Here is a 25540-nt window from a genome sequence, read left to right as displayed (position 1 = left end):
CGGTGTCTCCCTATGATCGGCGGTCGCAACAGTTTTCCACAGTAACCTCTGCATTGTGGATCGCCACTGTGGACGACGAGGTGAAGTCCGCCTCCCGTGACGCGGGCCTCGCCGCCGGCTCCGCGAGGAGGCGGCCGACGGGTGCGGCAGTGAGAATCCGGCCACAACCAGGCCTCCCGGGCCTGCAGCCGTTGACCGCAGGCACCCTCGCCCCTAAAATCGTGCAGTCAGCGCTGCGCGCCGTCCCGATGCGGTTCCCGGATCCACTGCGGACCCCCTCCGGTGTCGGATCGGATCTTCGGCAGCCGCCCCGCCCCGGCGGGTGCGCCCGGGCATCCCGTCCGTGCAGCAGACCACAGACCACCGCGAGGGCACGTCCGTGCCCACGATCGAGGAGAACCATGAGCAAGCGCACGTTCCAGCCGAACAACCGTCGTCGCGCCAAGAAGCACGGCTTCCGCGCCCGCATGAGCACCCGCGCCGGCCGCGCCATCCTCAACGGCCGCCGCGCCAAGGGCCGCGCCGAGCTCTCCGCCTGAGGCGGACGACGCAGATGACCAGCAGCGAGACGCTTCGGCGCCGTGGCCTGGTCTAGTCATCGGCTGCGTTCGGCCGACGAGTTCCGCGCCGTCACCCGCGGTGGCGTGCGCAGCGCCCGATCCCACGTGGTGGTGCACCTCTCCCAGCTCTCGCAGGGAGCAGAGGCACCCCGCGTGGGATTCGTCGTGTCCAAGAAGATCGGCAACGCCGTGGTGCGCAACCGCGTGACCCGTCGGCTGCGCGAGATCGTGCGGCCGCACTTCGCGACCCTGCCCCCGGGCTCCGCGATCGTGCTGCGCGCGCTGCCGGGCATCCAGGACCTGCCCTTCGCCGAGCTCTCCGCGGAGGTCGAGGGCGCACTCTCCGCGGCCCTGCGCAAGCTCGAGCGGCGTCGGGAGTCGGCGCGATGAGCGCGCCGGGAGGGCTGCGCGGCGTCGTCCGGCTGCCGCGACGGCTGCTGATGCTGCTGGTGCGCGGCTACCAGGTCGGCATCTCCCCCTACACCCCGCCCGCCTGCCGGTACGACCCGGTGTGCTCGCAGTACGGCATCGAGGCCCTGCGGGTGCACGGTGCGGTGAAGGGGATCCTGCTGACGTCCTGGCGGATCGTGCGCTGCAATCCCCTCACCCGCGGGGGTCCCGATCCGGTGCCCGCCCCGGGCATGTGGAGCAATCCACGCCGACTGCGGCACCCAGCCCGCTAGGGCCTACTCTTGTCCGAGACTCCCCACCACAGCCGTCACCTCGCATGAACGACATGCGCATCCGTGCGGCAGGAAGACCAGGCCGATGAACCCCCTGTATCCCATCGAATGGGCCGTGGCATGGCTCATGGTGAATCTGCACGACGTGCTGTCGCTGTTCATGCCGGCGGACTCCGGCTACACCTGGGCGCTGTCGATCGTCGGCCTCACCATCGTGGTGCGCACCCTGATCATCCCGCTGTTCGTCCGGCAGATCCGGTCCTCCCGCGCGATGCAGACGGTCTCCCCGGAGCTGCAGGCCGTGCAGAAGAAGTACAAGGGCAAGACGGACCCGGAGTCCCGCCAGAAGATGGCGGAGGAGACCATGGCCATCTACAAGGAGGCCGGGTCCAGCCCGTTCTCCTCGTGCCTGCCGGTGCTGCTGCAGATGCCGATCTTCTTCGGCCTGTTCCGGGTGCTGTTCAACAAGCTCCCGCAGGCCGCCGAGGGCAACGGCTTCGGCGCGCTGACGCCCGAGATCGCCCGGAACGCCAGCAGCGCCACGTTCTTCGGCGACGTCACCATCGCCGACAGCTTCCTGAACTCGGGTGACGGCGGGCTCACCACCAAGATCGTCGCCGGCATCATCATCGCTCTCATGAGCGCGGTCACCTTCATCACCCAGAAGGAGCTGACCATGCGCAACATGCCCAAGGCGGCTCTCGAGGGCCCGATGGCCAGCACCCAGAAGATGATGCTGTACATGCTCCCGTTCATCTACGTGATCACGGGACCGGGCATGCCGATCGGTGTGCTCGTCTACTGGCTCACCACCAACGTGTGGACCTTCGTCCAGCAGTACATCGTCATCCGCGCCACCCCCACCCCCGGCACCGAGGCGGAGCGGGCCAAGCACGCCCGCATCAACGCCAAGCGCGAGAAGAAGGGCCTCGAGCCCCTCGACTTCACCCCGCCGAAGAAGGTCTCCACCGAGCCGGAGCCCGAGCCGCAGATCCGCGTGCAGCCGGTCGGGAAGAACCGCAGCGGCAGGAAGCTCTCCGACGAGGAGAAGCTCGAGCGCGCCCGCGAGGCGAGGGCCAAGGCCGCCGAGGAGCGCCGCAAGGCGCAGGAGGCCGCCGGCGGGACCCCGAAGCCGGCCCCGCAGGGCTCCTCCGCGCTGAACAAGGGCGCGAAGAAGAAGCGCAAGAAGTGATCTCGACCCGGGGAGCACGGTCGCTCCCCGGGATGTCCCCCCACCCCTGTCCCGGAGGACCTCATGAACGACGACACCACCCCTGAAGCCCCTGTGACCGACGTCAGCGCCCCCCTGCCCCTCGCTGAGGCCGAGCCCGTGCCGAGCGGCACGGACGCGCCCGTCGCCGAGTCCGGCGACGACGCCCCGGAGGTCCCCGGCGAGTCCGCCGAGGAGCGACTGCGCCGCCTGGAGGAGGAGGGCGACATCGCCGCCGACTACCTCGAGGAGCTGCTGGACATCGCCGACTTCGACGGCGACATCGACATCGATGTCGACGGCGATCGCGCCTCCGTGGAGATCCGCGGCGCGGACCGCCTCGCGGCGCTGAACCGCCCCAAGGGCGAGCTGCTCGATGCCCTGCAGGAGCTGGCGCGCCTGGCCGTGCAGACCCGCACCGGCAACCGCTCCCGGCTGATGCTCGACATCGGCGGCTTCCGCGCCGAGCACAAGGGCAGCCTCGAGGAGCTGGCCGCGCAGGCGATCGCCGAGGCGAAGGAGACCGGCGCGCAGGTGCCGATGCGCCCGATGAACCCCTTCGAGCGCAAGGTCGTCCATGACGTCGCCAAGCGCGAGGGGCTGCGCTCGGAGTCCGACGGCGACGGCAAGAACCGCCACGTCGTGATCTACCCGGTGTCCTGAGGTCCCCGGTGCCGTCCCTTCCTGATGCCCTGCGCCCACCGGCCGAGCGTCTCTTCGGAGACCGACTCGAGCTGGCGGAGCGCTTCGCCGCCCTGCTCGCCGAGCAGGGGCCCGAGCGCGGACTGATCGGCCCGCGCGAGGTGGATCGGCTGTGGGAGCGGCACCTGATCAACTGCGCGCTGATGGTCGACGCGATCGATGCGTCGGCCACCACCCTGGTCGACGTCGGCTCCGGCGCCGGACTGCCGGGGGTGGTGATCGCGATCGCCCGCCCGGAGCTGGAGATCACGCTGGTGGAGACCATGCAGCGCCGCACCACCTGGCTGGAGGAGGTCGATGCGGAGCTCGGCCTGGGCCTTGAGGTGGTGCGGGCCCGCGCGGAGGACCTCCACGGTCGACGCACCTTCGACGTGGTCACGGCCCGCGCCGTCGCCGCCCTCGACAAGCTCGCCCGCTGGACGCTGCCGCTGGCGGCCGACGGCGGGAGCCTGCTGGCCATGAAGGGCTCCTCCGCGGCCGAGGAGCTCGAGAAGGCCGAGAAGGTCCTCACCCGGCTGGGCGGCGTCGAGCCCACCATCTCCCAGTACGGGGAGGGCGAGGTCGAGGTTCCCACTACAGTGGTCCAAGTGCGTCGCCGTGCCAAGGTGACCAGGAAGGGAGATGCACGTGGCTGAACAGCGCGCCGATTCCTCCCCGGTGCACGGCGCGATGGAGGACACCCCTCTGATGCGCGAGCTCACCCGGGATCATGCCCGCCGCCGGAAGCTCGAGGGCATCCAGTTCCATCGCCCCGACTCCACCCGGATCATCACCGTCTCCAACCAGAAGGGCGGGGTCGGCAAGACCTCGTCCACCGTGAACCTCGCGGCCGCCCTGTCGATGGGGGGCCTGGAGGTGCTGGTGATCGACGCCGACCCGCAGGGCAACACCTCGACCGCCCTGAACATCGAGCACCACGCCGACGTGCCGAGCATCTACGAGGTGCTCGTGGAGTCCGCCTCCCTGGCCGGGGTGGTGCAGCCGGTGCCCGACATGGAGCACCTGTACTGCGCGCCGGCCACGATCAACCTCTCGGGGGCGGAGATCGAGCTGGTCTCCCTGGTCGCGCGGGAGAACCGCCTGCGCAACGCGATCCGCGACTACCTCGATCATCGCGAGCAGGAGGGCATGTCCCGACTGGACTACGTGCTGATCGACTGCCCGCCGTCGCTGGGTCTGCTGACCGTCAATGCGCTGGTCGCCGCCCGCGAGGTGCTGATCCCGATCCAGGCCGAGTACTACGCCCTCGAGGGGCTCTCGCTGCTGCTGAACAACATCGAGCTGATCCGCCAGCACCTCAACCCCGAGCTCGTGGTCTCCTCGATCCTGATCACGATGTACGACACGCGCACCCGGCTCGCCGCCCAGGTGGCCCAGGACGTCCGGGACCACTTCCCCGATACGACGCTGGAGACCACGATCCCCCGTTCGGTGAGGATCTCCGAGGCGCCCAGCTACGGCCAGACCGTGCTGACCTACGACCCCAGCTCGAGCGGCGCCCTGGCCTACCGCGCCGCGGCCTACGAGCTGAACACCCGACCAGCTCCCTGATCCGGGCCCGACGGCCGCGCGCGATGGGGCGTGCGTGCCCTCGGGCACAGCACGGCGATGACAATTCTTGGAAGGACAACGGTCATGACGCAGAAGCGAGGACTCGGTCGGGGGCTCGGTGCCCTGATACCGGGTGCCGGATCGGCGGCGGCGCCCGAGCAGGAGCTGCGCACCCGTGCGCGCACGGACTCCGCCGCGGACGAGCGGCCGGTCTCCCCCGCCCGGTGGACATGTTCTTCTCCGGCGAGAAGGTCAGCACGGACGACGGCCGCCCGGAGCGCGAGCGTCCCGTCGCCCGTGACCTCGCGGCAGGCATGGCCCGTGCTGCGGCCGAGCGCCGCGGACGCACCACCGGGAACGGCGCCTCGCGAGGCACCGCGTCCAAGGCAACGGCGGAACGTGCGACCTCCGCGTCCACCACCGGGGCCGGCTCGGCGACGACCGCGCCGGGCAGGAAGACGAACCCGAAGACCTCCACGGCGAAGGCCGCGGAGAAGCAGCCGACCGCCGAGACGGCCGCGACGAAGCCCCCGGCCAAGAAGACGAACGCGAAGCCCGCTGCCGCGAAGCCCGCTGCCGGGAAGCCGGCTGCCGCGAAGCCGGCCACGACGAGCAGGGCACCGGAAGCGGCGGCCGTGCCCGCGGCCGATTCGGGCCCGGTGACCGACGACAGCCCGGTCGTCGACGTCGAGCCCGTCGAGCTCACGCCGGCACGGGAGGCCGCACCGCAGGATGCCCCCGCAGCGGCCGAGACCGAGCCGGACGCACCGCAGGACGCTGCCGCGAAGGATGATCCGTCGCCTGTGCTGGAACCGGTCGTCGCCGAGCAGTCGGCGCCCGCCGAGGTCGCGGAGCCGACCGTGGACGCCGCACCGGCCACCTCGGATGCGCAGCCCCGCGGGCTGGTGAGCGTTCCCGGCGCCGAGTTCGCGGAGATCCCGATCCACGAGATCCGGGAGAACCCCCGCAACCCGCGAACGATGTTCGACGAGGACGAGCTCGACGAGCTCGCGTACTCGCTGCGGGAGGTGGGCGTCCTCCAGCCGGTGGTCGTCCGACCGATCCCGGTCACCGACGACGGCGAGTCGTTCGAGCTCGTCATGGGCGAGCGGCGGTGGCGTGCAGCACGTCGCGCCGGGCTCACGTCCATCCCCGCCATCATCCGCGAGACCAGCGATGACGATCTCCTGCGTGACGCCCTGCTCGAGAACCTCCATCGCACCCAGCTGAACCCGCTCGAAGAGGCCAACGCCTACCAGCAGCTGCTCGAGGACTTCGGGTGCACACAGGACGAGCTCGGTGAGCGGATCGGCCGCTCCCGCCCCCAGATCACCAACACCCTGCGCCTGCTCCGGCTGCCGGCCCTCGTACAGCGGAGGCTTGCGAGCGGTGCGATCAGCGCCGGACACGCGCGGGCGCTGCTCTCCCTCGATGACCCGCGACTGATGGAGGAGCTGGCCCAGCGCATCGTCACCGAAGGCCTCTCGGTGCGCGCGGTGGAGCGTCTGGTCTCGACCGGCGGCGGGCAGCCGGCCACCCGTACTGTGCGCCGGAGCACCTACGATCCCCACGTCGTGGACCTGACGAGCCGTCTGTCCAACCGCCTCGAGACGCAGGTGCGCATCGATATCGGCAAGCGCAAGGGCCGCATCACCCTCGAGTTCACCAACCTCGAGGACCTGGAGCGTCTCGTGGAGAGCATGGGGCTGGACGTCGCCGTCCCCGCCTCGGAGGAGGGGCCGGGGGCCTGAGGCTCCCCGAGGACTCCTCGACGCTCGAAGGCAAGGCTCCCGCTCACGCGGGGGCCTGCTTTCGTTGGCGCCCGCTGCATCGCGCAGGTGCGAGAAGATCTAGCCCATTCGATGAATCTGACGCGCAGGGCCGCGATGTCAGATAAGGCTCCAGCGCGTGCACAAGCCCCCAGCGAGTCGATGGGCGAACGCGAACGACCCAGCCATCGGGGCTTATCCACCAGTGTGCACAACGCTGTGGAGAACGCTCTATGCCTCGTGCATGGCCTTCCCTGTGTCGGGCTCGGGTTGGGAGGATCCGCCCACGGAGGCCGGGTTCATGGCCCCTCATCGAGAGCTCAGGGCACGGACGGACGTCAGGCAACCGTGTCGACTCAGAGGTTCCACGCGAAACGGCGCCGCGGATCAACCAGGAAGCCTGCTCGGCGTCTGCCGAGGCGCCGCTGCGGAACCTTGCGGACCCGGTTGTCACGCTTGGTGCAGTCGGGCGCACCGCGCCGGCCGTCCAATCGCCTTCGGTGGGCGTCGATCGCGACCACGTGGCGTCAAAGTACCGCGCGCTGCGGTGAGTTTCACGTGAACCCGCATCGTCCAGCGTTGCCTCGGGCTTCTCGGTGGTGCCGGATCTCGTGTCGATTCCCCGCGGCAATCCTCCGTGGTGACGGTCGTGGTGCGTGAGCAGCGGGCACGGCATGCCACAGGAGGCGAAGGTGCGTGGAGTTTCCCGTGGAACGTAGGTCCTCCGCTCCAGCCCCCCACCACATCGCTGTGCTGGTGCGCAACATGTGCTCGCAGCGGCAGAAGGTGCAGACTCCTGATCCCACAGAGTTCGCAATAGGTATGAGAATGAAGGGCTCCTGCGGTGATCACGAGACGCGTTGAACCCGGGTCTGCGCGGCGCATTCCTGACGTTTCACGTGGAGCGCCCTCTGGAATCAGTGCGGCTCCACGCTGGCCGGCGGCCCGTGCCGAGGTCGGTGCGTAGACATGCGAGGCCGGACGGTTTCACGTGGAACCATCCGCGCGCGCACGTGTTGGGCCTCGCCGTCGAGATCGGATCGAAAGTCACCGGGCCCGGGTGCCCGCGACGATTGTCGACGGGTGGTTACCACAGCGGGTTTCCCGTGAAACTCTTACGCCGTATCGGTGGGAATGACCCGCATACCCGTCGAGCACGGCGACGGGATGCCGAGCAGACCAGAACGAAGCGCAGCAGCAGTGGCTGGTTTGTCCCGAGCCGGCTCGAGGTAGGGGAGCTTCCTGGGGACACCGACGACAGGCCCGGGAACCCGCCAATCCAGGCGTCGGCGATTGCATCTATTCGGCATCGTCAGGGCCTGGCCTCCACAGCCCGCCCGACATCAGATTCGCCGATTCACGTGAAACACTCCGCGCTGACTGAAGGGGTCTCGCGGATCGGTGCGCTGGACTTGCCCACGACGTGTGCACACCCTCCTCCACCGCCCGACCGTGCTCCGCGCGGAGTCGGCAGCGGCGGGCACCAATGATGCGGTGCGCTCTTTCCTGAACAGACCCAGTCCTCCCGGACCCGTTTCACGTGAATCTGCCGTCCCGACAGCCAGGGGCGAAGCGCACTGATCGGTGCCGGAGCGCCTCACGTCAGACGGCTCGGTCGCAGGAGTCCGTGGACGCAAAGTATGTACTCCCTACACCGGCAGCCACCGGCTGCGACAGTCGTGCACGTCTAACCGTCCGGCCGTCGAAGCCCCGGACGCAGTTCCACGGGAAACCCCCGCATCCTGACCAGAGAAGGTGCCGACTACGGAAGGCGGTGCGATCGAGACTGACCGCGTCGCGTACGCGGCACGCTGCGCCACGGCGTTTCACGGGAAACCATGGCCGCGACCGCGCCCGAAGCGCGCCGACATCGCGCTTCAGGTCACGTGTCGGCTCACTCGATCGCGGAACACTGTTTCACGGGAAACGGGCACGGGCATTGCCGTACGAGTTCCGTGAGAACGGACTCGATTCATCCACGGCTTGCAAGTGTCGTAAGGCTGCCGATCGAGTACGCCTCTCTCCTTGCGCCGGCCTCGCCAGCACGGCAGCATCGTTTCCGGCACGTCCGAGGACGCCGCCGTCCTGAGCACACGGGTGGGTCCACAAGGGCGACCTTTCGGCGGGAATGCGACGGGCAGTGCTGCGCCCGCGAGGCAGCAGCGGGCATACCTCCACACTGTGGCTTACATTGTGGATAACTAAATCGTAGACACATGTCTAAATCCACTCCCGAGCGGCCGACTCGGCCGTCTCGACTGCGCCGTCGTGATGCGAGTGGGATGCCGGCGGGTATGTTTTCCCAGGTCACGGCCGGATTCGTGCGCGCCAGGAGAGAATGCCCGCAGAGCGGCTTATCCACACCACAATGTGGACAACTGTGTGGACGGAGGCGCAAGGAGGTGTGAACAATGGTGTGGACAACCCTGTGGACAACGGTGTTCGTGCACGTCAGTGGGTGGCCTTCGCGAGGAGTTGACAGTTGGCCCGTATCGCTTGCGTGTGACCTCAGGACGAGGGGCGTCGCTCTTCCCGCCCCGGCCCCGCTGGGTCCTTCTTCGCGTCCGGTCCGAACTCCCTGTCCACTTCATGCTTCGGAAGCGCTCCGGTGCGCTCATGGTCGAGGCGCCACGGACCCGGGAGGACCAGCTCCTCCCCGCCCCCACCCCGGCCTCTCAGCTCCGGCACGCAGACGGCATCCGTCTCCGGGTCGGCGTCGGCTGCGACGAAGCGCAGCCAGGTCGGCAGCACCGTGACGCGCAGCTGTTCGAGCGCGGCGTCGTCGGGGTCCTCGATGAGGAGCGTGCGCACGGCCCCGCCCCAGCGCCGAGCCAGCTCGCGCAGCACCGTGGGCGCTGGACGGGAAGGTCCTGCCCACGGTGCGCTCACGAGCACGACGACCGGGGCCGGCCCCGGCGTCCCCCTCCCCACGAGGGGAGCCGCGGTCACTGCGCGGCCGCCTCCGCGACGAGCTGATCGGTGTCGATCCCGGCGGCCTGATCAGCCAGCCACCGCTCCGCGTCCAGGGCGGCCTGGCAGCCGGTCCCGGCAGCGGTGATCGCCTGTCGGTAGCTGTGGTCCACGACGTCGCCCGCGGCGAAGACACCGGGGACGGAGGTGTAGGTGGTCCGGCCCTGGCAGACGATGTAGCCCTCGTCGTCCAAGTCGAGCTTGCCCCGCACCAGGTCCGTGCGGGGCAGGTGCCCGATGGCCTCGAACACTGCGGACGTGCCGAGCACGCGCTCCTGGCCGGTGACGGTGTCGCGCAGCGTCACGGACTCGACCTTGTCGGTGCCGTTGATGCTCACCAGCTCGCTGTTCCAGACGAAGCGGAGCTTCGGGTCGGCCTCGGCGCGCCGGGCCATGATCTTCGAGGCCCGCAGCTGGTCACGGCGGTGGACCAGGGTCACGGTCTTCCCGAAGCGGGTGAGGAACGTGGCCTCCTCGACAGCGCTGTCACCGCCGCCGACCACCACGATGTCCTGATCCTTGAAGAAGAACCCGTCGCAGGTGGCGCACCAGCTGACGCCCTTGCCGGAGAGCTCGCTCTCGCCGTCGATGCCGAGCTTGCGGTAGGCGGAGCCGGTGGTGATGATCAGCGACTTCGCGCGGTACACGGTGCCGTCGTCGAGGGTGACGGTCTTGACGTCCCCGTCGAGCTGGAGGTCGACGGCGTCCTCGTAGACGACCTCGGCGCCGAAGCGCTCGGCCTGCTCCTGCAGTGCGGCCATCAGCTCGGGGCCCTGCACGCCGTTCGGGAAGCCGGGGAAGTTCTCCACGTCGGTGGTGGTCATCAGCGCACCGCCGGCATCCAGGGCGCCCGCGATCACGATCGGGTTCATCTCGGCGCGCGCGGTGTAGATCGCGGCGGTGTAGCCGGCCGGGCCGGAGCCGACGATGACCACCTCATGGATGGTCTCGTCCCCCGTGATCTCGGCAGCGACGGCCGGGGCGGTCTGGGCCGCCGAGGCGCTGCCGCCGAGGATGTTCAGGGCCTGGATGGGCTGCGACATGGATGATGTCCTTCCGAGAAGCGGGTCGTGGGCGGTCAGCGCGGGAACCGTCGTCCAGTATGGGTCAGTTCGGTGAGCGTGGCCGTTAGAGGGGCCACGGTCAGAGGGAGCCGATCATCACGTGACCCGACCAGAGCCGGTCCTGGTCCGGTGCGGAGTCGTCCGTCGCCGTCCCGCACTCGGGAAGGACGACGGTGGTCGAGACGACCCCGCCGTTGGCGCGCAGCGTCTCGCGGTCCATGGGGCCGTGCACCAGCAACCATCCGGACGTCTGCTCGGGACCCCATGCGACCTCCTCCATGATCAGGATCGATTCCTGGATCTCCTGCTCCCGCAGGCACTGCGCCGCGTCGAAGCTCGTCATCGGCTGGATGGTGCCGGCGTCGACCAGGCGCTGCACCTCGGTGCCGAGCGTCATCTCCGTGACAACGGGAAGACCGGATGCATTCTTCCCGGCGCCCGCCGCGGAGTCGACTGAGGTGACCGGGGTGTGCGAGCGGCTGGCGGTGGACTGCTCGAGCGCCGAGGCCAGCAGGAGCCCCAACAGCGCCGAGGCGGCGAGGGCGATCAGCACCACCGGCACCGGGATGCCGAGGACGGCGTGGATGCGCGATCGGTCGGCGTCCCCCCGTCGCGAGGCCGCCCTCCGAGGCACGCGAGGGGTCATTCGACCTGGATCTCGGCGATCCGGGCGCGGAACCGTCCGGACTCGTTGCTGTCCGGCGGCAGCTCGGGGATCCACAGGGCGGCCTTGTCGGCGTCGACCGGTTCGCCGGGCTCGAGACGCACCTGGCCGTCGCCGGCGAGCTCGCCGGTGGCGAGCACATCGCCGAGACTGCCGTCGTCGTTGAGCGCGCGCAGCTCGATCGCGCCGCCGTTGTTCCGCGCCGTGGTCACCGTGACCGCGGTGAGCGTGGAGGGTTCGGCGAAGTTCAGGCGGACGCCCACCCCGTCCTTGAGACCTCCGTAGTCGGGGCTCGCGTAGTACTGGCTCGACCAGTACGTCGTGGGATCCCCGTCGGTCATCCGGTCGAGCTGGTCGGCGTTGTCCGGCTCCTTGTCGGTGCCGGCGGTGAAGAGCTCGACGCCGCCGAGCGCGGGAGCGGGGAGCGCGGGCTCCTCGGTGGGCTCGGCGGTCGGCTCCGACGGCGCCTCGCCGGTGTCCTCCTCCGCCGGAGCGGTCGGCGAGGGCTCGGAGGTGGCCAGCGGGTCGGCCATGATGTCGCGCAGATCGCTGGTCACCGCGGTGACCGCGAAGACCAGGGCGCCCATCACCACGATCACCCCGCCGAGGATGATCCACTGCGACTGCAGGGAGCGCTTCTCCCGGTCGCTGGGCCCCATCGCGTAGGTGTCGGGGTCGTCCGCGCCCACCGCCACCCCCACCACATCGCGCAGGAGGGAGCTGCGCGCGGACGGCTCGCTCTCCTCCGGCGGGGTGTCGTCGAGCAGCGAGTGGTCGCGGCCGTGGACCACGATCGGCCCGTCCGCGGCGACCGGTGCGAGCGGGACCGTGCGGCCGCTGACGGCGACCGGGGTCGGGGTCTCGCGGTCGGTCTCCTGCGGCACGGCGCCCGTGGGCGTGGCGGGAGAGGCGTCGGGGGTGGAGGCGAAGGAGCTCGCGGCCGGTTGCTCGGCGCGGCCCTCCGAGCCCTCCGACGAGGGGGCCGGGGCGAGCGGGTTCTGCTCGGTGTGCTCCGCTGACGAGGCCACGGGCCACAGGGTGCCGGCGGTGCCGGCCGGGAGGTCGGCGGCGGCGCCCGCGGCGACCGCTCCCGCGGCACCGTCGGCCGCGTCGGCGGACGGCTCCTGCGGCGCCGGATCGACCGGGCGGGCGATCTCCAGATGTCCGGGGAAGGCCGCGGCGCCGCGCTTCTGATCGAGGCGGAGGTCCTTGACCAGCTCCTCGGCCTCGGCCGAGGCCGCCGGGGCGCTTGGCACCGCGGTGTCGTCGGCGGCGGGATCCGTCGCGCTCGAGCGCTCCCCCTCCACGTCGTAGCCGTAGGCCTCGGCGGTCGCTCCCGCGGCGCCCGCCAGACCGCTGGTGCCGCCGCTGCCGGCCGCACCGGTCGCGGCGGGCACGTCGCCGGCCGCGGCCGCGGCGGGGACGGCGTACAGCCGGGCGGTGGCATCATCAGCCCCCGGCTCCTGCTCCGGCTCCGCATCGGGAACCGCGTCCATGGCGGCGGTGCTCTCCAGCGCCGCGTCCTCCTCGACCTGCGCCGGGGGCTGCGTCGGCTCCGGGGCCGCGCGGGGGTAGGCCTCGAGCGTCACCGGGATCGACTGCCAGGGCCCGAGCGCCTCGATCAGCGCCCGCGTGGTCTCGGGGATCTCGTCGGCGGACTCGTTGAGCACCAGGTCGCACAGGACGTCGAGGTCCTCGGGGATCCCGGTGTCCACCACCGAGGACGGCCGCGGGACGGCGCCGGCGGCGTCCGGCTGCGGGCTGCGGCCGGTCAGGGCCCGGTACAGCAGGGCGACCAGCGCGGCCGTGTCCTGGAAGGAGGCGACCTCCCGGGAGCGGTCCAGGCCCACATGGGCGGCGGCCTCGACCCCGATCCCCAGGATCATCACCGCCCCGGAGCCGGTGTCCACGAAGATGCGGTTGGAGTCGAGCAGCTGATGGCGGACGCCGCGTCGGCGGGCGACCTCGAGACCGGTGGCGGCCTCGCCGATGACGGCGCGGGCGGTCTCGGGGTGCAGCGGGCCGTCCGCGAGCAGGGCCGCGAGCGGCGGGGCCGAGGGCACCGGGTACTCCACGACCGTCGTCGGCCCGTCCGCGGCGGTGGCGGACGGCGGCTGGTCGGAGGCGTCCCGGGGGTCGTCGAGCACGACGATCTCCTGGACGGGCAGCAGGTGCGGGTCCTCGACGAGATAGGCGCGGCGCACCGCGTCGGCCGCCTCCAGCGCGGCCTCCCCCTGGACGATGAACAGGACCACGGGTTCGCCGGTGGCCACCGATCGGGCACGGCGCCACACGGCGCCGTCGGCGACGCCGGACAGAGGGATCCTCGACTCCAGCGTCCACCGAGAGCGCAGTGCGTCCTGCTGCGGGTTCGTGTTCACAAACCGTCCTTCTCGTCGTCCTGCGTCGGTGCGTCCGTCACGAGCGCCTTCCATGCTACGAGGTCGCCTTCACCCCACGTCGGGTCAGCTTATTGCTCAGGCGCCGACCGTAGCCGACCAGTTGGCGGACCTCGGGCACCTGCAGGACCCAGGCGACGGCGACGAACACCGCGACCATGACCGCGCTGACGACCATGCCGAGCGCCACCGCGAGTGCCCGGTGCGTCCACAGCAGGTCGCCGGCCAGGGCCACCAGGCCGGTGCCGACGGCCCAGCTGAGCAGCGCGGCGGCGGCGAGCTTCCCCAGCTGCCGGGCGCCGTCGGCGGTGCTCGGCGCCGGTGTGCCGTGCCGGGCGGCGTGGCGGCGCAGCAGCCACAGCGCGATCACCCAGGCCACCAGGTTGCCGAGGCTGGAGACGCCGGCGGCGGTCATCGTCGCGTGCATCGGATCCACCAGGGTCAGGATGATCGGCACCGCGAGCACGGAGACCACGGTGTTGGGGATCTGGGTCAGGAACGGGGTGCGGGCGTCCTCGTAGGCGAAGAACACCCGCTTGATGAGATAGAGGGAGGCGAAGGGCACCAGGCCGAGCATGTAGGCGACCAGCACGGTGCCGTTGGCGCGGGCGCCGATCTCGCCGGTGCCGCCACCGATCACCCACATGATCGGACCCGACAGGGCCACGAAGATCGCGGTGCACAGCATCATCGGGACCGCCAGCAGGCGGTTGGTCTCCGCGAAGCGCCGCAGCACGCCCGCGTGGTCGCCGTCGGCCGCATTGCGCGAGAGCGCCGGGAAGGCCGCGGTGACCAGGGTGACGCCGATGATGCCCTGCGGGATCATGAAGGCCAGGTACGCCCATTCGATGGTGAGCAGCGCCGGGTAGCGGGCCGCCAGGTCCGGCTGGTCGGCCAGCTGCTCGGTCATCCGCACCGCCCCGCCGGTGGCCCAGCGGGTGGCCCAGATGCCGAGCTGGCCCAGGCCCAGCATCGCCAGCGACCACAGGCCGATCCGGCTCAGCTTGCCCAGGCCGAGGCCGCGGAAGCCTCCCCACTTCGGGCGCAGCCGCAGGTCGAGCTTCTTGACGTACCAGAACAGGAACAGCACCTGCGCGGCCGAGCCGCCCACGTTGATCGCGGCCATCGCCACGATCATCGTCATCGTCCACTGGCTCGGATCGCCGACCGTGCCCCACAGGCCCAGGAACAGCGCGGCCCCCAGGATGCCGACCAGGTTGTTGATCACCGGCGCCCACTGGTAGGGCCCGAAGGAGTCGTGGGCGTTGAGCAGCTGGCCGCACATGACGTAGAGCGCCGAGAAGAAGATCTGCGGCATCATCCAGTAGCCGAGCTGGATCGCCAGGGCGTACGTGGCCGGCGGCAGCACGCCGCTGGTCAGCGTCAGCAGCAGCGGCACCGCCACGATGCAGACGGCGGTGACCGCGAGCGAGGCCCCCGCGAACAGCGTCATCAGGCGCGAGACGTAGTCGCTGCCGCGGTCCGGCCGCTTCACGGCGCGCACGATCGCGGGCACCAGGATCGCGTTCAGGGTGCCGCCGCCGACCAGGATCCAGATGGTGTTGGGCAGGGTGTTCGAGGCGCTGAAGGCGTTGGCCGCGGCGGACATCGAACCGCCCAGGATCGCGCCGAACAGGAAGTTGCGCACGAACCCCAGCAGCCTCGAGATCAGCGAGCCGGAGGCCATCACCACGCTGGCCTGCAGCAGCCGCGAGCGGCTGGACGGGCTGCCGTGACGGCGGTGCCGCGGGACGTGCTGGACCCGGAGGGCGGTGCTCATCGGCGGTCCTCCTTCGGTCGGTCGGTGTCGTGGGGCTGCGAGCGGGCGGGGGGTGGGGACGCAGCGCGGAGGTCGAGCGTGGAGCGGCCGGTGCGGGCCAGCTCCTCGGGATCCTCGGGGCCGCGCACCGCCGGTGCCCGGGTCGCGGCGCCGGTGCGGCGCGCCCGGGCCACCCCCACCACCACCAGGGCGCCCATCGCGATCACCATCACCATGGTGGTCCAGTTCTCCCAGGAGGGGTTGACCGTCAGGGGCACCTCGACGGGCGCGGTGAGGGGGCGCCCGTCCTCGGTGGCGACGACCGTGGTGAGGGTGACGGAGCCGTTGGCGACCGCCTCGACCTCGACGGTGACGTCGACCTGCCCGCGGGCCGGGACCGTCACCGCCGCCGGCTCCTCGATCCGCACCAGGGGCCTGTCGGAGGAGACCTGGGTGCGCACGGTGATCGGGGTGTCGAGGTCGTTGCGGATGGTGATCGGCACCCCCGCGACGTCGGAGATGACGTTGTACCCGGAGGCCGGCACCACCTGGATGCGGTCCTGCAGCGCGGCGGTCAGCGCGGTCGCGTCCCGCGCGCGCTCGACCGGGACCTCGGGGGTGCCGCGCCAGCGCAGCGAGGTGCCGGCGAGGATCTCCAGCCGCGGCGCATCCAGCGGGGCGTCGTCCTCCATGACCGCGTCGAGGGCCTCGAGCCGCTCCCAGGTCTCCTCGAGCTCCCGCAGCGCCTCGGGATCCAGCAGCTCGGGATCCTCGGCCAACGCCAGGTGCTCCCAGCGCCCGTCGGCGGCGGGACCGCTGGGGCGGACCTCCGCGGCCTCCAGCTCACCGAGCGCGAAGGGCTCCCCGCTCCCGCTCTGCGGATCGGTGGTCCACTCCTGCCGCTCGGCGAGGTCCAGCAGCCCACTGGTGCGGCCGCTCTCGATCCAGGGCGCCTCGGCCAGGGCGTCGAGGGCGGCGCCGGCGGCCGCGGCGTCGAGGGTCGCATCGGGCGAGGGCGCGATGAGCAGGTGGCGGGGGGCGGTCGTGAACTCCGAGGCGATCGTGGCGGTCTCCGCCAGCAGCCTCTGCCGGGTCTGCTCGGCATCGGCGTCGCCGGTGAGCAGGGAGAACTCGGAGGACAGCACCGGGTCGGGGGCGAGCAGCGGGAGGGTGGCGCCGGCGGCCCGGGTGGAGGCGAACACGCCGACCGAGCTGGGGGTGACGGCGGCGGCCGGATCGGCGCGCAGGGAGCTGGAGGGCACCACGGCGGCGGTCGCGCCGCCGGCGAGCAGGGACTCGAGGATCGCGCCGTCGGCGGTGGGGCCGTCGACCGGCAGCGCCGAGGCCCTCGGCAGGATGTCGCGCTGCTCCCAGATCCGGTCCGCCCGCTCCTGCGCGGCGCCCTGCAGCTGTTCGGCCCCGGCGCTGCGCAGGCTCAGCAGATCGGCCTGGGCGTAGGGCATGGCCAGCACCGTGCGCTCACCCACGGCCCCGTCGAGGGCGTCGGCGATCTGGGCGGAGGGGGATCCGCTCGGAAGGAGCGGACCGGCTCGGGGGCGTCGTCCTCCGCCGCGGTCTCCTCACCGGCGACCGCCTCCGGGAGCGGCTCCGGCAGCAGCGGCGGGTCCAGCAGCGCCGGGTCCAGCCACCAGTCGACGTCCTCGCGCTGGGACAGCTCCTGCAGTCCGGCGAGGCGTCCGCTCTCGGCGGAGGCCTGGAACGCGTCGGGGGCGGTGACGACGGCGGAGGCGTCGTGGGCGGCGACCGGCAGCAGCACCGACTGCGTGATCGTCGCCTCGACGCCGGCGGGTCGCCAGATCACGAAGGAGCGCAGCGCCGTCAGCGGCTGCTCCGCGGCGACCACGGTGAATGAGACGCGTCGGGTGCCCCAGTGATAGGTCTGCTCGGAGTAGCCCAGCTCCTCGGCGGAGGCCTCGACGGTGAGGGTGACCGATTCCCCGGGGGCCAGCTGCGGGTGCTGGACGGAGCGGGCGAGCGCGGGAGCGGAGGTGTCCGGGGAGCTGTCGGCCTGCCAGTCGGCGAGGACGGAGCGGTCGGTGACCCGGGAGGTCTGGGTGCGCAGCTCCAGCGTGAGCGCCGGCACCGGCGCCGACGAGGTGTTGGTCACCTCGAGCGTCGCCTCCAGCGTCCCCCCGGGCGCGAGCGCGGTGGGGGCCAGGGAGACGAGGTCGACGCTCACCGGGGCGTCCGCGGCCGGCTCCGCCGGGGCCGCCGGCGCGTTTCCGACGGGGCTCCCGACGGCGGCGCGGGCGGCCGGGAACAGGTCCAGCCCGGCGCTGACCAGCACTGATGAGGCCAGGAGCAGTGCCGTCAGCAGTGCCGCGAGCACCGGGCGCACGGACAGCGGGAACGACGGCATGGGGACACTGTAAGCGGCCGCTACCGTAGAGGGGCTGCGGGTGCCCGAGTGCTCCGCACCCCCTTGGCCGGACCCCCACCCACGACAGGACAGCCTGTGAGCGAGACCGCCGACGAGACCACCGCCACCGCCGCGCGGCTCGAGACCGCGCGCACCCGTGCGGCCTCGATGTTCCGGGCCCTGCCCGAGGAGATCCACGAGCTCGGGCGGCGGTTCGAGGCCGCCGGCCATGAGCTCGCCCTGGTGGGCGGCCCGGTGCGCGACGCGGTGCTGGGACGCTCGAGCGCGGACCTCGACTTCACCACCTCCGCCCGGCCCGAGGACACCGAGTCGATCCTGCGGGACTGGACCCAGGGCGGCGCGATCTGGGACATGGGCCGCGACTTCGGCACCCTCGGCGGGGTGCGCGACGGGGTCAAGGTCGAGATCACCACGTACCGCACGGAGTCCTACGACCCCGCCAGCCGCAAGCCGCAGGTGGCCTTCGGCGACACCCTCGAGGGCGACCTCTCCCGCCGCGACTTCACGGTCAACGCGATGGCGGTGCGGCTGCCCTCCCTCGAGCTGGTGGATCCCTTCGACGGGCTCGGCGACCTCGCCCGCACGCTGCTGCGCACCCCCGTCGGCCCCGAGCAGTCCTTCACCGACGACCCGCTGCGCATGATGCGCGCGGTCCGCTTCGTCTCCCAGCTCGGGTTCCGCATCGAGGACGCCACGGCCGACGCCATCGAGGCGCTCGCCGAGCGGATCACCATCGTCTCCGCGGAGCGGGTCCGCGAGGAGCTGGTGAAGCTGCTGCTCGGCGCGCACCCCCGCGGCGGCCTGGAGCTGATGACCGAGCTGGGGCTGGCCGCCCAGGTGCTGCCGGAGCTGCCGGCCCTGCAGCTCGAGATCGACGAGCACCATCACCACAAGGACGTCTACCAGCACACCCTCACGGTGCTCGACCAGGCCATCGACCTCGAGAGCCCGGCGGGATCCGGTGGTCCCTGCGAGCGCCCGGACCTGGTGCTGCGTCTGGCCGCGCTGATGCACGACGTGGGCAAGCCCGCCACCCGGCGCTTCGAGGAGGGCGGCGTGGTGACCTTCCGCTTCCACGAGACCGTGGGCGCGAAGATGACCGCCAAGCGGATGAAGGCGCTGACCTTCGACAAGGACACCACCAAGAAGGTCGCCCGCCTGGTGGAGCTGCACCTGCGGTTCCACGGCTACATCGACTCCCCGTGGACCGACTCCGCGGTGCGGCGCTACGTCACCGACGCCGGCGACCTGCTGCCGCACCTGCACCGCCTCACCCGGGCCGACGTCACCACCCGCAACCGCCGCAAGGCCCGCACCCTCGCCCTCGCCTACGACGAGCTCGAGGCCCGCATCGACCACCTCGCCGAGCAGGAGGAGATCGGCAGGATCCGCCCCGACCTCGACGGCAACCGGATCATGGAGGTGCTCGGGATCGGCCCCGGCCGCGCTGTCGGCGAGGCCTACCAGCACCTGCTGGGCCTGCGCATGGAGCACGGCCCCCTCGGCCCGGAGCGGGCCGAGGCCGAGCTGCGCGCCTGGTGGTCCGCCCGCGCCGAGGGCTGAGCACCGGCCCCGCCCATCGCGCGTTACCGGGCAGTCATGTGCACCCTGCTTCCGTAGATGGAAGCCACGTGCACATAACCGGGCGGTATGCGGCCGAACGAGGGTCGCGGGCGGCAAGGGCGCCAGCCCGGGTGCAACGCCACGAGCCCGCCCCACGGCTCCCCACCCCTCACGGAGTACCGGCCAGTTATGTGCACTCTGCTTCCGTATATGGAAGCCACGTGCACATAACTTCGCGGTAGGGACCCCCGAACTCGACGGTAGGGACCCCCGAACGTGGCGGTAGGGACCCCCGACGCCTGCGGGCTCGCGCACCCCGCCCCACGACCTCTCGGTCGATGTGAGCGGCGCCGCACCGGACGTGGACACCCTGTGTGCTTCGACGCCGCAGCATTCCGCCCGGTGAGGCGGCGTGGTCATACTGAGGAGCTGAGCGTCGCCAGGCGCCCACACCCGTCAGCGCCCCCGAAGGACCAGGAGCAGCCATGAGCGATTCCCGAGGCTCGTCCCGCGGCTCGTCGGATCGATCGAGCCGATCCAAGAAGCCGACGAGCGGCGGTGCCCGCCGCGCCGCCGGCGTGCGTCGCGCCGCCTCGGGGTCGTCCCCGTCCCCCGCCGCCCCGCCGGCCAAGGGCACCAGCCGCACCGGGCGCAGCTCCGCCGCGACGCCGGCGGCCGCATCCGCGCGCAGCTCCGCGAAGCCCTCGGCAGCGCAGGGCGGCAAGGGCGCGGGCCGCACAGGGGCCGCTGCCACCAACTTCCTGAACTACCCGCGCGCCGGGGCGAAGAACCCCTGGCGCTGGATCCCCTCGCTGCGGATGATCGCCGGCGCGATGGCGCTGATGGTGCTCGCGGGTCTCGGCTTCGCGGTGTGGCTCTACAACGACACCGAGGTGCCCGAGCCCTCCGACTTCGCGCTCGCCCAGACCAGCCGCGTCTACTACGCCGACGGCGAGACCGAGATGGGGCAGTTCAGCGAGATCAACCGCACCGAGCTGCCCGCCGACGAGATCCCGGAGAACATCAAGACCGCGGTCGTGGCGAGCGAGGACTCGAGCTTCTACGAGAACCGCGGCATCTCGCCGCGCGGCATCGTCCGCGCCCTGGTCAACAACGTCCAGGGCGGGGCCCGCCAGGGCGGCTCGACGATCACCCAGCAGTACGTCGAGCGGTACCACACCGGCACCGTCACCTCCATCCCCGGCAAGATGCGGGAGATGGTGATGGCGCTGAAGGCCGATCAGGAGCTCAGCAAGGACGAGATCCTCTCGCGGTACCTCAACACCATCTACTTCGGCCGCGGCGCCTACGGGGTGCAGGAGGCCGCGCAGGCCTACTTCGGCAAGGACGCGGTGGACCTCACCGACGCGGAGGCCGCGCTGCTGGTGGCCGTGATCCCCGGCCCCTCGGTCTACGACCCGGCGAACGACCCCGAGAAGGCCGCGCAGCTGTGGGACCGGGTGGTCAGCCGCCAGGTCAACGACGGGAAGATGACGGCCGCGGAGGCCGACGCCCTGCAGTTCCCCGAGACCATCGCCCCCCGGAGCGAGAACAGCCTCGGCGGGACGAAGGGCTACCTGCTGTCGCAGGTGCGCAACGAGCTGGTCGCCGAGGGCTTCACCGAGGACGAGATCAACACCGGCGGCTTCACGATCACCTCCACGATCGAACCGATGATCCAGGAGCACACGGTCGCGGCGGTGGACTCCCTGCCCGAGGACCGGCCCGAGAACAACCGCGTCGGCACCGTGACCATCGACCCCGCCACCGGCGCGATCCGCGCGATGTACGGGGGCCCGGACTACGTGGCGCAGGCGCAGAACGACGCCACCCAGTCCCGCATGCAGGCCGGCTCCATCTTCAAGACCTTCACCCTGATCGCCGCCCTCGAGGACGGCTACCCGCTGGACTCCCGCTGGGACGGCAACTCCCCGAAGACGTTTCGGGGCGGCTGGACGGTCAACAACTTCAACGACATCGACTACGGGCGGGTGAGCCTGCAGAAGGCCACCACCAGCTCGGTGAACACCGCCTACGCCGAGGCCAACATCGAGATCGGCCCGCAGCGCACCATGGACACCGCGATCGCCCTCGGACTGCCGGAGGACACCCCCGGTCTCGGCGCCGACGCGTCGAACGTGCTGGGCTCGGCGTCCCCCACCGTCACCGAGATGGGCGAGGCCTACGCGACCATCGCCGGCGGCGGGGTGCACCGCGACTCCTACATCGTCGAATCGGTGACCCGACCCGACGGCTCCTCGCGCTACGCAGCGGACCCCGCCGAGACGCAGGCCATGGCCGAGGAGGTCGCGATCAACGCGACCGTCGCCCTGCAGGGGCCGCCGTCGGAGGGATCCGCCCGCTCGCTGCGCGAGACCATGGACGGTCGCCCGGTGGCCGGCAAGACCGGCACCTCGGAGAAGACCCGCTCCGCCTGGTTCGTCGGCTTCACCCCGCAGCTGGTCACCGCCGTGGGCATGTTCCAGCCCTCGGCCGACGGCAGCACCGAGGAGCCCCTGACGCCCTTCGGCGGGGAGGACTTCATCACCGGCTCGACCTTCCCCACCGACATCTGGGGCGACATCATGTCCGCCTCGCTCGAGGGCCAGGAGATGCTCGACTTCCCCGAGGAGGTCGAGCTGGACAACGAGACCCGCGAGCGCAGCACCCCGTCCCCGCAGCCCGCCCCGGAGCCCGAGCCCACGCAGGAGCCCGAGCCGGAGCCGACGGAGGAGCCCAGCGAGGAGCCGACGGAGGAGCCGAGCGAGGAGCCGAGCGAGGAGCCGACGGAGGAGCCCTCCGAGCAGCCCGCGCCGGAGCCCACCGAGGAGCCCGCGCCGGAGCCCGAGGACACCCCCGGAGACCGCGAGAACATCCGGCCCACCGAGGGCGCCCCGGCCGAGGAGCAGGGCGGGGGCGACAACGAGGAGGACGCGGCCGCGCCCAGTCCGTCGGCCGTCCCCGGTCGCGAGGACGAGAACAGCGCCTGAGCCGGCACCGACCGCTCGGCCCGTGACCGTGACCGCCGCGCGGCCGGGTCGTAGGCTCGCAGGACGCTGAGCGAGGAGGAGAGATGCTGACTCCCGACGTGGTCCCCGGTGTCCACATGATCGAGCACGCGCACGTCAACTGCTACCTGATCGAGGGGTCGGGCGGGCTGACCCTGGTGGACGCCGGTCTGCCCGGCGTCTGGCGCGAGCTGGGCACCGCGCTGCGGACCCTGGGGCGCCGTCCCGAGGACATCCGCGCCCTGGTGCTCACCCATGCGCACTTCGACCACGTCGGCGTCGCCCGGCGACTGGTGCAGCGCCTGGGGGTGCCGGTGCTCGCCCATCCGGACGAGGCCGAGCTGGCCGCGCACCCCTACCGCTACGTGCACGAGAACCCGATCGCCGCCTACCCGCTGCGGCACCCGCGCGCCCTCCCCGTGCTGGGGTCGATGCTCGCCGCCGGCGCGGCCCGCGTGCGCGGCATCGAGCACATCGAGCCGATCGTCCCCGAGACGGTGCTGGACGTGCCGGGCTCCCCGCGGGTGATCGCGACCCCCGGCCACACCTTCGGGCACATCGCCCTGCACCTCGCGGACCACGACGCCCTGCTCTCGGGCGACGCGCTGGTCACCCTGGACCCCTACACCGGGCGCACCGGCCCCCGCATCGTCGCGGGCGCCGCGACCGCGGACAGCGAGCAGGCGCTGCGCTCGGTGAGCATCCTCGGCGGCACCGGCGCCGCCACCGTGCTGCCCGGCCACGGGAAGGCCTGGCACGACGGCGCGGCGGAGGCCGCGGAGCAGGCGCTGCGCGCGGGCGCCGCCTAGGGCCGACGACCGCTCGGACGGAGACGTTGCCGCTGCCCGGTCGCGGGCTTACCCTGCGAGCGAGGGCGGTGACGAGCACACGCGACGGGTGTGAGCCGCGCGCCCCGGGAGGAGACCCCCATGCTGAGTCGACGACGTGCACTCCAGGCCGGCGCCGCGACCACCGTCCTCGGACTCGCCGCCTGCTCCTCGGGCGGCGGCGAGGAGTCCGGTTCCGCGGGCGGCCACGAGAGCCACGAGTTCACCACCACCGCCACCGGGCCCCTGGCCACGATGGGCTTCAACCCCTCGGACGAGGTCGGTCAGTCGCGGGCCGACCACGCCGCCGCGCAGCTGCCCGATCTCGAGATCGAGATGGACACCACGAACTTCGACGCTCAGAAGTTCACCGCCCAGGCGGCCGCCGGGCAGGTTGCCGACCTGATCCAGCTGGACCGCGCGCTGGTCGCGACCTTCGCCGCGAACGGCCTGATCATGCCGCTGGACCAGGGCTTCGAGGCCCATGGCGTCGATCCCGCCCAGCAGTACTACGCCGCCGCCCTGGAGGACGTCACCCATGACGGCGCCGTCTACGGGGTGCCCCAGTTCTTCCAGCCCAGCGCGATCCTGGTCAACACCCGCGCCGCCGAGGCGGCGGGGATGACCCCCGAGGACTTCGACACCTCGGATCCCGCGGCGCTGCTGGCGGCGGTGGAGAAGGCCACCACCATGGAGGGCTCGAGCCCGGTCGTGCTCGGCTTTGACGCCGACATCCCCGGCTCGGCCGAGATGTGGCTGCAGGTCTTCGGCGGCGGCAGCATCGGCGAGGACGGGGCCCCGGCGCTCGACCGCCCCGAGAACGTCGAGGCGGTCACCTGGATGAAGCAGCTGATGGACCTGCAGGGCGGATACGCCGAGGTCACCTCGCTGAAGAACTCGATGGACGTCTTCGGCGAGCAGAACCAGTACGTCAGCGACCAGGTCGTCGCGCAGTCCTGGGCGCAGTGGTACCTCAACGTGCTGACGGACTTCGCCGACGCCGTGGACCTCCAGGCGGTGCCGATCCGCGACATCGAGGGCAACCCGATCGCCTTCGCGGGTGGTTCCGCCTTCGCCGTCCCCGCCGCCGGCGCGAACCCCGACGGCGCCCTGGCCTGGGCGCTCGCGGCGACCTCCACCGACGCCTGGCTCAAGGCCGGGGAGGCCCGCCAGGCCACCGTCGCCGAGGGCGGCGGCATCAACACCGGTGTCTTCACCGCCTCCCCCGAGGCCGACGAGCAGGTGCGGGAGCAGTTCGTCAGCGAGTCCGGCGACCCGGACTTCGACCAGGCGATCTCGGCCTACTACGAGATCCTCGCCGAGCCGCGCTCGACCGGCTCCTCCCCGGTGGGCGAGCAGATCAAGCAGGCGCTGCTGGACGCCGTCACCGCCGCCCTGAACGGCGAGAAGGAGCCGGCGCAGGCGATGGCCGACGCGCAGGCGGCCGCCCAGCGGGACTTCGAGAGCAACGCCGAGTGACCCGGTCGGCGTCAGGGGCCGATCAGCCCTTGACGCCGACCCCGGCGAGTCCGCCGATGAAGTACCGCTGCCCGAAGGCGAACAGCACCAGCATCGGCACCGTGACCACCACGGAGGCGACCATCACGTACTGGTAGTCGCCGTGCCCGCCCGCCGTCGGGGAGAACAGCGTCATCGCGTAGTTGATGCCCAGCGGCACCGTGTACTCCTCGGGATCCCCGAAGTTCAGGTAGATCAGCGCGCCCTGGAAGTTGTTCCAGGCGGCCTGGAACTCGAACAGCCACACGATCACGGCCGAGGGCAGCGCGAGCGGGAAGGCGATCCGCCGGAACAGGCCGAAGAAGGTGCATCCGTCCACGCGGGCGGCCTCGAAGAGCTCCCGGGGGATGCCGCGGTAGAACTGCCGCATCAGGAAGATGTAGAAGGCCGAGCCGAACAGCGCCCCGCCCCACAGCGGCACGGTGGTGCCGAGGAACCCGAGATACTTCCAGATCAGGTAGTTCGGGACCAGCGTCACCGCGCCGGGCAGCATCATGGTGGCCAGCACCAGCGCGAACAGCGCCTTCTTGCCCGGGAAGCGGAAGTAGGCGAAGCCGAAGGCGACCATGGAGCTCGACAGGGTCATCAGCGTCGCCCCGGCCACAGCGATGAACACCGAGTTCAGGAACCAGCTCGCCAGCGGCAGCTGGGTCCAGACCTCGGCGTAGTTCTCCAGGGCCCAGGTGTTCGGGATGAGGCGGTTGTCGAACACCTCCCCGCGCGGCTTCAGGCTCGCCGCCAGCAGCCACAGCAGCGGGTACAGGAACATCGCGCCGATCGCCAGGGTCAGGGCCCAGCGCAGCACCGTCCCGATCTGCCGCAGCACCCGGCGGGGACCGTCGGCGTGGCCGCCGACGGCGCCGGCCAGGGGGTCTCGCGCCGCGCCGCGGCG

At 71.6% G+C, this 25540-nt stretch carries 20 protein-coding genes; 12 read left to right on the top strand and 8 right to left on the bottom strand.

Annotated features, from left to right (window positions below; all coding sequences use genetic code 11):
* Window positions 1-401: 401 nt before the first annotated feature.
* The 8 genes from rpmH to ACOJUI_RS16740 all read left to right on the top strand — a co-directional run bounded on the left by rpmH (window position 402) and on the right by ACOJUI_RS16740 (window position 6457).
* Window positions 402-539 (top strand): 50S ribosomal protein L34, encoded by a 138-nt coding sequence (gene rpmH / locus ACOJUI_RS16775; protein ID WP_422116064.1) that lies wholly within the window; start codon window positions 402-404, stop codon window positions 537-539.
* Window positions 540-644: 105 nt separating this feature from the next.
* The gene (rnpA, locus tag ACOJUI_RS16770) at window positions 645-950 is read left to right on the top strand and encodes a ribonuclease P protein component (protein ID WP_422116063.1); all 306 of its coding nucleotides are present in this window, start codon (window positions 645-647) and stop codon (window positions 948-950) included.
* A complete protein-coding gene (yidD, locus tag ACOJUI_RS16765) occupies window positions 947-1243 on the top strand; it encodes a membrane protein insertion efficiency factor YidD (protein ID WP_422116062.1) in 297 nt (98 codons plus the stop codon). Before rnpA ends, yidD begins: the two co-directional genes overlap by 4 nt.
* Window positions 1244-1328: 85 nt before the next feature.
* On the top strand, window positions 1329-2435 hold the full coding sequence (gene yidC / locus ACOJUI_RS16760; RefSeq protein WP_422116061.1) for a membrane protein insertase YidC: 1107 nt from the start codon (window positions 1329-1331) through the stop codon (window positions 2433-2435).
* Window positions 2436-2498: 63 nt separating this feature from the next.
* On the top strand, window positions 2499-3116 hold the full coding sequence (locus ACOJUI_RS16755; RefSeq protein ID WP_422116060.1) for a protein jag: 618 nt from the start codon (window positions 2499-2501) through the stop codon (window positions 3114-3116).
* An 8-nt stretch (window positions 3117-3124) separates the two neighbouring features.
* Window positions 3125-3790, top strand: a complete 666-nt coding sequence (gene rsmG / locus ACOJUI_RS16750) for a 16S rRNA (guanine(527)-N(7))-methyltransferase RsmG (RefSeq protein ID WP_422116059.1) — start codon at window positions 3125-3127, stop codon at window positions 3788-3790.
* On the top strand, window positions 3777-4706 hold the full coding sequence (locus ACOJUI_RS16745) for a ParA family protein (RefSeq protein ID WP_422116058.1): 930 nt from the start codon (window positions 3777-3779) through the stop codon (window positions 4704-4706). The genes rsmG and ACOJUI_RS16745 overlap by 14 nt, the downstream gene beginning before the upstream one ends.
* 230 nt (window positions 4707-4936) lie before the next feature.
* Window positions 4937-6457: a ParB/RepB/Spo0J family partition protein gene (locus tag ACOJUI_RS16740; RefSeq protein WP_422117694.1), complete on the top strand. Its 1521-nt coding sequence runs from the start codon at window positions 4937-4939 to the stop codon at window positions 6455-6457.
* A 2526-nt stretch (window positions 6458-8983) separates the two neighbouring features.
* On the opposite strand, the gene ACOJUI_RS16735 is transcribed toward ACOJUI_RS16740, so the two are convergent.
* The 7 genes from ACOJUI_RS16735 to ACOJUI_RS16705 all read right to left on the bottom strand — a co-directional run bounded on the left by ACOJUI_RS16735 (window position 8984) and on the right by ACOJUI_RS16705 (window position 17711).
* Window positions 8984-9286 (bottom strand): hypothetical protein, encoded by a 303-nt coding sequence (locus tag ACOJUI_RS16735; protein ID WP_422116057.1) that lies wholly within the window; start codon window positions 9284-9286, stop codon window positions 8984-8986.
* Between the two features lie 134 nt (window positions 9287-9420).
* Window positions 9421-10488 (bottom strand): thioredoxin-disulfide reductase, encoded by a 1068-nt coding sequence (trxB, locus tag ACOJUI_RS16730; protein WP_422116056.1) that lies wholly within the window; start codon window positions 10486-10488, stop codon window positions 9421-9423.
* A 100-nt stretch (window positions 10489-10588) separates the two neighbouring features.
* Complete coding sequence (locus ACOJUI_RS16725) at window positions 10589-11155, bottom strand: hypothetical protein (RefSeq protein ID WP_422116055.1); 567 nt, start codon at window positions 11153-11155, stop codon at window positions 10589-10591.
* On the bottom strand, window positions 11152-13554 hold the full coding sequence (locus tag ACOJUI_RS16720; RefSeq protein WP_422116054.1) for a hypothetical protein: 2403 nt from the start codon (window positions 13552-13554) through the stop codon (window positions 11152-11154). The genes ACOJUI_RS16725 and ACOJUI_RS16720 overlap by 4 nt, the downstream gene beginning before the upstream one ends.
* 55 nt (window positions 13555-13609) lie before the next feature.
* Complete coding sequence (gene murJ, locus ACOJUI_RS16715; protein ID WP_422116053.1) at window positions 13610-15352, bottom strand: murein biosynthesis integral membrane protein MurJ; 1743 nt, start codon at window positions 15350-15352, stop codon at window positions 13610-13612.
* A complete protein-coding gene (locus tag ACOJUI_RS16710) occupies window positions 15349-16794 on the bottom strand; it encodes a DUF6049 family protein (RefSeq protein ID WP_422116052.1) in 1446 nt (481 codons plus the stop codon). Before ACOJUI_RS16710 ends, murJ begins: the two co-directional genes overlap by 4 nt.
* On the bottom strand, window positions 16767-17711 hold the full coding sequence (locus ACOJUI_RS16705) for a DUF6049 family protein (RefSeq protein ID WP_422116051.1): 945 nt from the start codon (window positions 17709-17711) through the stop codon (window positions 16767-16769). Before ACOJUI_RS16705 ends, ACOJUI_RS16710 begins: the two co-directional genes overlap by 28 nt.
* 168 nt (window positions 17712-17879) lie before the next feature.
* On the opposite strand from ACOJUI_RS16705, the gene ACOJUI_RS16700 reads away from it, so the two are divergent.
* The 4 genes from ACOJUI_RS16700 (at window position 17880) to ACOJUI_RS16685 (ending at window position 24609) form a co-directional block, all read left to right on the top strand.
* Window positions 17880-19295 (top strand): CCA tRNA nucleotidyltransferase, encoded by a 1416-nt coding sequence (locus ACOJUI_RS16700; RefSeq protein WP_422117693.1) that lies wholly within the window; start codon window positions 17880-17882, stop codon window positions 19293-19295.
* Between the two features lie 485 nt (window positions 19296-19780).
* Window positions 19781-22285: a transglycosylase domain-containing protein gene (locus tag ACOJUI_RS16695; protein WP_422116050.1), complete on the top strand. Its 2505-nt coding sequence runs from the start codon at window positions 19781-19783 to the stop codon at window positions 22283-22285.
* An 83-nt stretch (window positions 22286-22368) separates the two neighbouring features.
* Window positions 22369-23112: an MBL fold metallo-hydrolase gene (locus tag ACOJUI_RS16690; RefSeq protein ID WP_422116049.1), complete on the top strand. Its 744-nt coding sequence runs from the start codon at window positions 22369-22371 to the stop codon at window positions 23110-23112.
* 120 nt (window positions 23113-23232) lie between these two features.
* The gene (locus ACOJUI_RS16685) at window positions 23233-24609 is read left to right on the top strand and encodes an ABC transporter substrate-binding protein (RefSeq protein WP_422116048.1); all 1377 of its coding nucleotides are present in this window, start codon (window positions 23233-23235) and stop codon (window positions 24607-24609) included.
* Window positions 24610-24631: 22 nt separating this feature from the next.
* Here ACOJUI_RS16685 and ACOJUI_RS16680 read toward each other — a convergent pair whose 3' ends face one another.
* Complete coding sequence (locus ACOJUI_RS16680; RefSeq protein WP_422116047.1) at window positions 24632-25474, bottom strand: carbohydrate ABC transporter permease; 843 nt, start codon at window positions 25472-25474, stop codon at window positions 24632-24634.
* Window positions 25475-25540: the final 66 nt, after the last annotated feature.

This window comes from Brachybacterium sp. UNK5269, from assembly GCF_049266655.1.
GTDB lineage: Bacteria > Actinomycetota > Actinomycetes > Actinomycetales > Dermabacteraceae > Brachybacterium.
Note: the sequence above shows the minus strand (reverse complement) of the source record. Positions and strands in the feature narration are given on the sequence as shown.

Bases quoted from the DNA above. Each gene is read 5' to 3' on its own strand.
- rpmH (WP_422116064.1), top strand. From the start codon at position 402: ATGAGCAAGCGCACGTTCCAGCCGAACAACCGTCGTCGCGCCAAGAAG.
- yidD (WP_422116062.1), top strand. From the start codon at position 947: ATGAGCGCGCCGGGAGGGCTGCGCGGCGTCGTCCGGCTGCCGCGACGG.
- yidC (WP_422116061.1), top strand. From the start codon at position 1,329: ATGAACCCCCTGTATCCCATCGAATGGGCCGTGGCATGGCTCATGGTG.
- ACOJUI_RS16755 (WP_422116060.1), top strand. From the start codon at position 2,499: ATGAACGACGACACCACCCCTGAAGCCCCTGTGACCGACGTCAGCGCC.
- ACOJUI_RS16745 (WP_422116058.1), top strand. From the start codon at position 3,777: ATGCACGTGGCTGAACAGCGCGCCGATTCCTCCCCGGTGCACGGCGCG.
- ACOJUI_RS16740 (WP_422117694.1), top strand. From the start codon at position 4,937: ATGTTCTTCTCCGGCGAGAAGGTCAGCACGGACGACGGCCGCCCGGAG.
- trxB (WP_422116056.1), bottom strand. From the start codon at position 10,488: ATGTCGCAGCCCATCCAGGCCCTGAACATCCTCGGCGGCAGCGCCTCG.
- ACOJUI_RS16725 (WP_422116055.1), bottom strand. From the start codon at position 11,155: ATGACCCCTCGCGTGCCTCGGAGGGCGGCCTCGCGACGGGGGGACGCC.
- murJ (WP_422116053.1), bottom strand. From the start codon at position 15,352: ATGAGCACCGCCCTCCGGGTCCAGCACGTCCCGCGGCACCGCCGTCAC.
- ACOJUI_RS16710 (WP_422116052.1), bottom strand. From the start codon at position 16,794: ATGCCCTACGCCCAGGCCGATCTGCTGAGCCTGCGCAGCGCCGGGGCC.
- ACOJUI_RS16705 (WP_422116051.1), bottom strand. From the start codon at position 17,711: ATGCCGTCGTTCCCGCTGTCCGTGCGCCCGGTGCTCGCGGCACTGCTG.
- ACOJUI_RS16700 (WP_422117693.1), top strand. From the start codon at position 17,880: ATGTTCCGGGCCCTGCCCGAGGAGATCCACGAGCTCGGGCGGCGGTTC.
- ACOJUI_RS16695 (WP_422116050.1), top strand. From the start codon at position 19,781: ATGAGCGATTCCCGAGGCTCGTCCCGCGGCTCGTCGGATCGATCGAGC.
- ACOJUI_RS16690 (WP_422116049.1), top strand. From the start codon at position 22,369: ATGCTGACTCCCGACGTGGTCCCCGGTGTCCACATGATCGAGCACGCG.
- ACOJUI_RS16685 (WP_422116048.1), top strand. From the start codon at position 23,233: ATGCTGAGTCGACGACGTGCACTCCAGGCCGGCGCCGCGACCACCGTC.